1 protein-coding gene is annotated in these 1,636 nt (G+C 67.5%); it reads right to left on the minus strand.

The annotated features are described in order from the left end of the window. Nucleotides 1–97 precede the first annotated feature (97 nt). Nucleotides 98–1,342, minus strand: a complete 1,245-nt coding sequence (locus AB0N06_RS38820; protein ID WP_366139362.1) for an IS110 family transposase — start codon at nt 1,340–1,342, stop codon at nt 98–100. Between the last annotated feature and the right edge of the window lie 294 nt (nt 1,343–1,636).

Consider the following 1,636-nt stretch of genomic DNA (forward strand, 5'->3'; position numbering starts at 1 on the left):
CCTCTGACGCGTAAATAGCAGCAGGTCAGGGTGGGTGTGGGCATGGCTGAGTGCCCGGTGGCTGTTGGTGGCTGCCGGGTGCCTGGTTCGGGGAGGGTCAGGCCGCGGTTTCCAGCGGGTTGAGGGTGACGGTGTAGCCGAGCTGGTTGAGCTGGGTGATCGCGCGGCGGGTGGCTCGTTCGGGGTCGCGCTGGGTGAAGTAGGTGCCGCCGAGTTCGTGGTAGGGCTTGTGGTCGGTGAGCATGTGCCAGATCGCGGTGATGATCGAGTGCTCGACGGCGACGAGTGCTCTGAGCGGGCCCCGGCGCACGGTCAGCCGCCGGTAACGGGCTTGGAGGTAGGTGTCCTTGGTTCTCACCGCGCCGAACGCGGCGAGGCCGAGTGCGCCTTTGAGGTAGGGGTTGCCGGGCCGGACTTTGGTGTTCTTGGTGCGGCCGGCGGACTCGTGATGGCCGGGGCAGACACCGGCCCAGGACGCGAGGTGCTTGGCCGAGGCGAACCGGGTCATGTCACCGCCGGTCTCCGCGATGATCACCTCGGCGGTTGCCTGGTTGATGCCGGGGATGGTGTCGAGCAGGTCGAGGGCGACACGAAAGGGCGCCATCGCCTCTTCGATGCGTCCGCTGAGCTGGTCGATCATCGTGGTGAGCTGGTCGTACTGGTCCAGATGCAGCCGGGTCAGGAAGGCGTGGTGCTTGCGGAAGCGTCCGGTCAGGGCCTCGGTGAGTTCGGGGATCTTGTTGCGGAGCTTGCGTTTGGCCATGTCCGCGAGGGTCTGCGGGTCGCGTTCGCCGCTGATGAGGGCTTCGAGCATGGCCCGTCCGGAGACGCCCATGATGTCGGAGGCAACCGCGGACAACTTGATCCCGGTGTCCTCCAGAAGCTTCTCCAGGCGCTGGACGACCCGGGAGCGTTCCCGGGTGGCGGTGGTGCGGGCCCGGGTCAGGTCCCGCAGTTCACGCACCGGCTGCGGCGGGACGAACGAGGGCCGCACGAGCCCGTGGGCGCCGAGCTGGGCCAGCCAGGCGGCGTCGGAGACGTCCGTCTTGCGGCCGGGCAGGTTCTTGACCTGCCGGGCGTTGACCAGGATCACGTTCAGGTCCTCGGCCAGCACGTAGTAGAAGGGTTTCCAGTAGTCCGAGGTCGCCTCGATCACCACCAGGGTGACCTCGGCGGCGAGCAGGTGGTCGAGCAGGGCGAGGACCGCATTCGTCGTCGAACCCCAGGTCGTGGTCTCGTTGGTGAATGAACCCCGCCGCTTCGTACTCGGGATCCGGATGCACACCTTGGCGTCCTTCTTGCTGATGTCCAGGCCGGCGCACCGTTCGTGCAGTACGTCCACGCTCCCGCTCCCTCCCAGTCGGTATGCCGTTCCGGGAGGGCCAAGGCGAATCAGGAATTCTGACGCACGTGCTCACAGCAACACTCCACGGTCCCCGTGGACGGCCCCCAGCACCACGCTGACCTGCGAGCTCACCGGCATCACAGAGGCATCGGTTTCGGCCGGAACGAACCCCACCAGCATCCCGGACCGGCCTCAGCCCCCGTCAGAGCGGACAGAAGCACCCCCAGCGCACGCCACGGCATTTACCACGCCCCCGGCGCGCACCGAAGGTGCGCTGGATCGCTGACCTGG

It is taken from the genome of Streptomyces sp. NPDC051020 (assembly GCF_040683105.1).
In the GTDB taxonomy this organism is placed as follows: domain Bacteria; phylum Actinomycetota; class Actinomycetes; order Streptomycetales; family Streptomycetaceae; genus Streptomyces.